Raw genomic sequence first — 6,695 nt, 5'->3', positions numbered from 1 at the left:
CTAGTACCCCAGCCATTTTTCTGTTCTCTTCCACCTCAGTGGTTGATAACAAACGGCTATGTAGCTCAGTTGGTTAGAGCATCGCACTCATAATGCGGGGGTCACAGGTTCGAATCCCGTCATAGCCACCATTAATATTGCGGAAGTGGCGAAATTGGTAGACGCACCAGATTTAGGTTCTGGCGCCCTAGGCGTGAGAGTTCGAGTCTCTCCTTCCGCACCATTAATAGCAGTACCAAACAAACCAGCTCACGCTGGTTTTTTTGTATCTGAAATTTGTCTCTCCCCAGTTTTTATCTCGCTCCGCTATTAACCCATCCCCACGTCAATTTCTGTTCACCTCACTCTTCACTTATTCCGAGCCCCCCTTGCCAATCTTGTCTCCCGGTTTCAGAACGGGAAGAACCAGGGGATCGCCACCACGCTGACTACCATCACCAACAGGGTGAATGGCACCCCGATACGGATAAAGTCGACAAACTTGTAGTTGCCCGGCCCCAACACCAGGGTATTAACCGGTGACGAGACCGGCGTCATAAAGGCCGCCGAGGCCGCGATGGCGATGGTCATGGCGAATGGATAGGGCGAGACCCCCATCTGCTGCGCCGTGCCTAGCGCAATAGGCGCCATCAGTACAGCTGTGGCGGTATTGGAGATAAAGAGCCCGATCACCGCACAGAGGGCAAACAGGCTGGCCAGCATCACCCTTGGCCCCATCTCTCCCACCGCACTTATCAGGCCACCAACAATCAAATCCACCCCACCGGTTTTTTGCAACGCCAACGCGAAGGGGAGCATGCCGACGATGAGGATCAGGGTCGGCCAGTGGATCGACTTGTAGGCACTCTCCATGTCGATACAGCGAAATTGCCCCATCAGCAGACAGGCGATCAAGGCCGCAATCACATTGGGTACCGGGTCGGTCACCATCAACAGGATCATCACCCCCAGCGCCAACAGCGCATGGATAGCCTGACTGCGGGCGGGGGCCATCTCGTCCACCTCGGCGGGCAACCCCATCAGCAAAAAGTCGCGGCTGTGGGTCTGCAGTTGCCGGATATGGCTCCAGTTTCCCACCACTAGCAGGGTATCCCCCATCAGCAGCGGTTCATCCACCAGCTTGCCTGCCAACGCCTCACCATCGCGACGCAGCCCCACCACGCTCAGGCCATAGCTGGATCGGAAGGTCACCTCCCGCACACTTTTACCCAGCAGCTTGGACTCGGGGATCAGCGACACCTCGGCCATCCCCACCTCTCGCGCCTGATCGGAGAAGTACTCCCCACGCAGGATCATCGGCTCAAGCCGCGCCTCGGTGCAAAACGCCCGCACATCCACCTCGGGATCGGACATGTCGATGAGCAGCACATCCTTGGCCTGAAATTCACTGATCCCCGAGACCGGCATCATCACCCTACGAAACTTGCGCCAGCGCTCCACCCCGATGACGTGGGCACCATAACGGGCGCGCAGTTGCAGTTCGTCCAGGGTGTGGCCAATCAACGGGGAGTCAGGGTGCAGCGCCAGACGGCGAGCCCGACCGGCCAGCCGGTAGTCTCGGATCAGATCGCGCAGGGTGCGGCGCCCGGTCGGCTTGCCTTTGCCCTCTTCTCCCGCGCCCACTAAAGAGCCACGAACCAGCAGCATGTAGATAATCCCCAGCCCCAGGATCAGCCCCCCCATAGGAGTGAAATCGAAGAAGCCGAAGCCATGAATGCCGTGGCGCATCAGCTCGCTGTTGACCACCATGTTGGGGGGCGTGGCCACCAGCGTCATCATGCCGCTGATCAGCCCGGCAAAACCGAGGGGCATCATCAGGCGACCAGCGGGGATCCCCATCCGGTTCGCCACGCTCAGCACCACCGGGATAAAGATGGCCACCACCCCGGTGCTGCTCATCACAGCCCCCAGACTCGCCACCGCCACCATCAGCAGCACCAGCAGCTTGGTCTCGCTGCTGCCTGCCACCTTCACCAATGCATCCCCTACTTGATAGGCGATGCCGGTGCGCACCAGCCCCTCACCCACCACAAACAGGGCGGCGATCAGGATAACGTTGGGATCGCTAAAGCCCGCCAGCGCCTCCGACAGGGTGAGGGTGCCGCTCAGCACAAACAGGATGACCACGCCCAGGGCGACCACGTCCATCCGCACCTTGTTGGTCATAAAGAGATAGATGGCGCCAGCCAGCAGACAGAGCACCCAGACAAGCTCGGAATTCAATACAACCTCCTTTTATCACGTGATTCTCCTCCCGGAGAGTGGACTCTATCAGACCACAGCCATGGCGCTATCATCTTGCTACATATCAATAAAGTCCGGCCAGCGGGGGCACCATAACCCATCACTGCTGGAATAACCGGGCAGCAGCGGCGATTTCTTTGATATGGGCCAAGCCCGGGGCGGACAAAAGTCCTGCCCCTTCTCCCCTCCCCCCATTAGAATGACGCCCTTGCACACCCCCCTCATCCCTTAAGGATCAGAAAATGAGCATATTCGAGCTGTTCAGCATCAATCACACCCTGGTGACTATTCCGCTGGGTGACGGCTATGCCATGTCATGGATTGAAGCCATCGGCACCCTGTTTGGCCTGGCCTGCATCTGGTTCGCCAGTCAGGAGAAGACCATCAACTACCTTTTTGGCCTTATCAACGTCACCCTGTTTGCCATCATCTTCTTCCAGATCCAGCTCTACGGACTGTTGCTGCTGCAGCTGTTCTTCTTCTGCGCCAATCTCTACGGCTGGTACGCCTGGACCCGCCCCGCCAACGATCAGGGGGACGTCCTGCAGGTCCGCTGGCTCAGCAAATCCAAACTGATGGTGACCGCCGCCGTGAGCGTGCTGGCCATCGCCCTGCTGACCCGCTATATCGACCCGGTATTCGCTACCCTGGCGCGCACCTCGGTCTCTGTGCTCAACCTGTTTGGTGCCAACCTGGCAACCCCCGAGCCCTCCCCTGATGCCTTCCCGTTCTGGGATGCCACCATGACGGTGCTCTCGGTGGTTGCCCAGATCCTGATGACCCGTAAATATGTGGAGAACTGGATCCTCTGGGTGATCGTCAACATCATCAGCATCGGTGTCTATGCCGCCCAAGGCGTCTACGCCATGTCGCTGGAGTACCTGATCCTGCTGTTTATCGCCGCCAACGGCACTCGCCTCTGGATGCTGAGTGCCAAACGTCCACAGCAGGAAGCGATCGCATGAGCTTGCTAGCCCATCTGCAATGCCGTCCTGGCCAGATTGCCGAGCGAGTGGTGCTGTGCGGCGATCCGGCCCGGGTCGACCGGATCGCCAGCCAGCTCGAACAGTGTGAAGTGCTGGGACAAAACCGGGAGTTTCGCCTCATCAACGGCCGCTATCAGGGGCTGCCCATCACGGTCTGCAGCACCGGCATCGGTGGCGCCTCGGCCATTATCGCGCTGGAGGAGCTGGTGCAAGCCGGTGCCCGCTCGCTTATTCGGGTCGGCTCCGCCGGTGCCCTGCAACACGACATCGGGCTGGGCGACCTGATTGTGGTGGAAGGGGCGATACGCAATGAGGGGGCCTCGCAGGCCTATCTGCCAGCCGAGTATCCCGCCTGCGCCGATATCTGGCTGCAAGCTGCCCTGCTCAACCATGTGGCGGCCAGCGGCCAGCCTCATTGGCACGGGCTGGTACGATCCCACGACAGCTTCTATCGGGATGACGAGCAGGAGGTGTGCCGCTACTGGCATGCCCGCGGCGTACTGGGCGCCGATATGGAGACCGCCTCCCTGCTGACCGTTGGTCGCCTGCGCAAGGTGCGGGTCGCCGCCGTGCTCTGCAACGTGGTGCTGTTCGAGCAGGATGTGCAGCAAGGGGTGGCGGACTACGCCAGCGCCGAACAGGCAATGATGGCCGGTGAGCAGCAAGCCATCGCCGCCGCCCTCCACGCTCTGGTGCAATAAACCGCAAACCGTTAACTGCGGCACATTCGACAGGAGGCGGGCTGGTATCCGGCCCGCACTCTTGCTAGCCTCATGGCCCTCGTCATCGGTGCGACAGACACGTCATGCAGCAACAACCCTACCCCCTCGGCCGCTTTCATGCCGAACTCCAGCAGCTTGAACCCCGCTTTGCCGTGGCACTTGATGACTGCACCCTGTTTCTGCGCCGCTACCTGCCGGGCGAACTCATCATGCGCCAGGGGGAGCAGAGCGAGCAGCTCTATCTGATCGAGCGAGGCAGGATCTCCCTCAACAGCACAGTGCACTCGGGCCGCCGCTTCCAGCTTGGCGAAATTGCGTGTCAGAGCCAGATCTTTGGCGAGATGGAGTTCTTCAGCGCCACCCCGGTGCAGTGGAACGTGGTGGCCGAGACCGAACTGGACGCCAGGATCATCTGCGCCCACAAGCTGGCCCAGCGGCTGCTGGTCGAACCCGAACTGACCCTCTTTTTCGCCGCCGCACTTGCCAGCGACTATCTCGATACCCTGGAGATCACCACCAGCCGGCTGCTCCACCCCATCGCCTACAACATCGCCTATGAGCTATGGCGAGAACGCCAGCGCACTCCGATGCTGGGATCGCGCAAGCGGGCTCACGAGGCGGCCCGCTTCGGTACCACCGAGCGGGTTTACCGCCGCGCCCTCAAGGAGCTGGTCGAACAGGGCATAGTTGCCGACGGCAGTGACGGCCCCGTCATCGCCGATCTGGCCAGGCTGCGCGCCTATCTCGACCTTTGATTTCCATTCACCCACTTTAGGTTCACCCAGCCAGGAGTCACCATGTCTGCCCATCCCTATCCCGCATTCACCTTCTTCAGCCGCTTCGTCGCCGATATTCAGGCGGGCCACAAGACCATCACCATTCGCGACGAGCGCGAAGCCAACTGGCGACCCGGCCAGCGGCTAGCCCTGTTCACCAACCCGGAGCACCAGCCCTTTGGCACCATAGAGGTGCTCTCGGTCAAGGCGGTCGCCTTCGATGAGCTCAATGATGAACACGCCCGCCAGGAGAACATGACCCTCCCCGAGCTTAAAGATGTGATCCGCAATATCTACCCCGATCTGCCGCCGTTCTATGTGATTGAATTCCAGCTGCTTGAAGTCTGATTTTGTGAGCTGCCTCAGCTAACGCCGGTTGCGCTCTCTGGCTAAAGGCGCAAAATAACTGTTTTTATATACAGTTATTGGTGCGTTATGGATACACAACTTGAACCGGCCATTGCGGCCATGGTGGCGGAGTTCATTGCAGCAGGCCGCCCCAAGACGAGCAGCCTGAGCTGGCAGGAGCGACGTGAAGGCTATCTTGCTTCTGCCATATTGGGCGGTGAACGGGAGGAAGTTGGCGCCGTTGAAGAGTGGCAACATGGCCATTATTCCATCCGCCTCTATCAACCAGCGCCAGCCTCAAGTACAAGCCGTCCCACCCTTATCTACTTTCATGGTGGCTGTTTTGTCAGCGGCGATTTCGACACCCACGACCGCCAGATGCGGATGCTGTGCAATCGCGCCGAGGCACTGGTGTTCGCAGTACATACCCGCCTTGCACCTGAACATACCTATCCCGCCGCCCACGATGACGCACTGGCTGCTACGCTCACCATCATGTCCGATGTGGAGAAATGGCATGGGGACCCGGCGCGGGTTGTCCTTGCGGGCGACAGCGCCGGCGGCCACCTCGCCCTGATCACCACCTTGCGACTCAAGGAGCGAGGCGCCCCCTTGCCTGCAGCCCAACTGCTCATCTATCCGATGCTCGATGCTGCAGGGGACAGTGCAAGTTATCGACAGCTAGGGGATGACTACCTCATCACCCGCGACATGCTGTTAAGCGGTTTTAAGGCCTATCTGGGGGAGCTGCCCGCTCCTCATCCCGAAGCCAGCCCGCTCCACCATCCGGACCTGTCAGGATTACCGCCGACCCATATCGTTACGGCGGAATATGATCCACTGCGCGACGAGGGGGAAGCCCTCTATCGCAAACTGCTGCAAGCCGGTGTCACAACCACCTGTCAGCGGCAACTGGGTGTTATACACGGCTTCTTCCAACTGGCAGGAGTCAGCCCGGCTGCGCGTCAGCTCATAGAACAGACCTCACTGCTTATCGGGAGACTCTGATTTGGCCTTTACCTGGCTATATTAATAATGTGCTCTTTTGAATCAGTGAGGTAACCCGAGTGTTTGAGATAGCGAGTCTGAAAGAGGGGATGATGCACGGGGTCGAATGGTTCCAGTTACTACTGGAGCTTATCTCCATCGCCTGCGTGGTGATAGGGCTTGGCAAGACCCTCTGGCTGGCCGCGCGAGTGCGGGATCACCAGCCCGGCTTTCCGCGTATCCGCCTCTGTTTTGGCAGCTGGCTCATTCTGGCGCTGGAGTTTCAGCTCGCCGCCGACATCCTGGCCACCACAGTGGCACCGAGCAAGGAGGAGCTTATTCGCCTTGCCATCATCGCGGTGATCCGCACCTTCCTGAACTACTTTCTTGGCAAGGAGCTGGAGGCGCAGGCTGAACGCCAGCAAGAGAAGGCAGAGCGCCAGCTGGAGCCAAACGCCGAGCAGGCCAAGGCCACCCGATAACGGCTCATGCAGGGCATATGAGCAAACCGCCATCCCGACCACACAAATGGCTCTGGATGGCACCTTTGTGACCCATCCCTCACTTTTAGCCATCACTCAATAATGGAACCCTTTTCAAGGTTTCCCCTGCCCTGTTGACTGCCCGCTCAT

At 59.7% G+C, this 6,695-nt stretch carries 7 protein-coding genes and 2 tRNA genes; 8 read left to right on the top strand and 1 reads right to left on the bottom strand.

Annotated elements, in window-relative coordinates; genetic code table 11:
• The first annotated feature begins 54 nt into the window (after positions 1–54).
• Together BN1117_RS13480 and BN1117_RS13475 are read left to right on the top strand one after the other, a co-directional pair.
• A tRNA-Met gene (locus tag BN1117_RS13480) sits at positions 55–131 on the top strand.
• Positions 132–139: 8 nt separating this feature from the next.
• Positions 140–223 (top strand) — tRNA-Leu (locus BN1117_RS13475).
• Between the two features lie 167 nt (positions 224–390).
• Here the strand turns inward: BN1117_RS13475 and BN1117_RS13470 are convergent.
• Positions 391–2,223 (bottom strand): SLC13 family permease, encoded by a 1,833-nt coding sequence (locus tag BN1117_RS13470; RefSeq protein ID WP_040098149.1) that lies wholly within the window; start codon positions 2,221–2,223, stop codon positions 391–393.
• Between the two features lie 263 nt (positions 2,224–2,486).
• Here BN1117_RS13470 and pnuC point away from each other — a divergent pair, with 263 nt between their 5' ends.
• From pnuC to BN1117_RS13440, 6 genes are all read left to right on the top strand, one after another.
• Positions 2,487–3,209 carry a nicotinamide riboside transporter PnuC gene (pnuC, locus tag BN1117_RS13465; RefSeq protein WP_040098148.1) on the top strand — a complete coding sequence of 241 codons (723 nt, stop codon included), beginning with the start codon at positions 2,487–2,489 and terminating at the stop codon, positions 3,207–3,209.
• Positions 3,206–3,931, top strand: a complete 726-nt coding sequence (locus tag BN1117_RS13460) for a nucleoside phosphorylase (protein ID WP_040098146.1) — start codon at positions 3,206–3,208, stop codon at positions 3,929–3,931. Before pnuC ends, BN1117_RS13460 begins: the two co-directional genes overlap by 4 nt.
• Positions 3,932–4,035: 104 nt before the next feature.
• A complete protein-coding gene (locus tag BN1117_RS13455; protein WP_040098144.1) occupies positions 4,036–4,707 on the top strand; it encodes a Crp/Fnr family transcriptional regulator in 672 nt (223 codons plus the stop codon).
• Between the two features lie 42 nt (positions 4,708–4,749).
• Entirely contained in the window at positions 4,750–5,076 is a 327-nt protein-coding gene (gene yqfB / locus BN1117_RS13450) for a N(4)-acetylcytidine aminohydrolase (RefSeq protein WP_040098143.1), read from the top strand.
• An 87-nt stretch (positions 5,077–5,163) separates the two neighbouring features.
• Positions 5,164–6,084, top strand: coding sequence for an alpha/beta hydrolase (locus tag BN1117_RS13445; protein ID WP_040098141.1), 921 nt, complete (start codon positions 5,164–5,166; stop codon positions 6,082–6,084).
• A 59-nt stretch (positions 6,085–6,143) separates the two neighbouring features.
• The gene (locus BN1117_RS13440) at positions 6,144–6,545 is read left to right on the top strand and encodes a DUF1622 domain-containing protein (RefSeq protein WP_040098139.1); all 402 of its coding nucleotides are present in this window, start codon (positions 6,144–6,146) and stop codon (positions 6,543–6,545) included.
• Positions 6,546–6,695 lie beyond the last annotated feature (150 nt).

Origin of the sequence: Aeromonas australiensis (assembly GCF_000819725.1) — a bacterium.
GTDB classification, from domain to species: Bacteria; Pseudomonadota; Gammaproteobacteria; order Enterobacterales; family Aeromonadaceae; genus Aeromonas; species Aeromonas australiensis.
This window is presented reverse-complemented; position numbering and strand designations above follow the sequence as displayed.

Bases quoted from the DNA above. Each gene is read 5' to 3' on its own strand.
- pnuC (WP_040098148.1), top strand. From the start codon at position 2,487: ATGAGCATATTCGAGCTGTTCAGCATCAATCACACCCTGGTGACTATT.
- BN1117_RS13460 (WP_040098146.1), top strand. From the start codon at position 3,206: ATGAGCTTGCTAGCCCATCTGCAATGCCGTCCTGGCCAGATTGCCGAG.
- BN1117_RS13455 (WP_040098144.1), top strand. From the start codon at position 4,036: ATGCAGCAACAACCCTACCCCCTCGGCCGCTTTCATGCCGAACTCCAG.
- yqfB (WP_040098143.1), top strand. From the start codon at position 4,750: ATGTCTGCCCATCCCTATCCCGCATTCACCTTCTTCAGCCGCTTCGTC.
- BN1117_RS13445 (WP_040098141.1), top strand. From the start codon at position 5,164: ATGGATACACAACTTGAACCGGCCATTGCGGCCATGGTGGCGGAGTTC.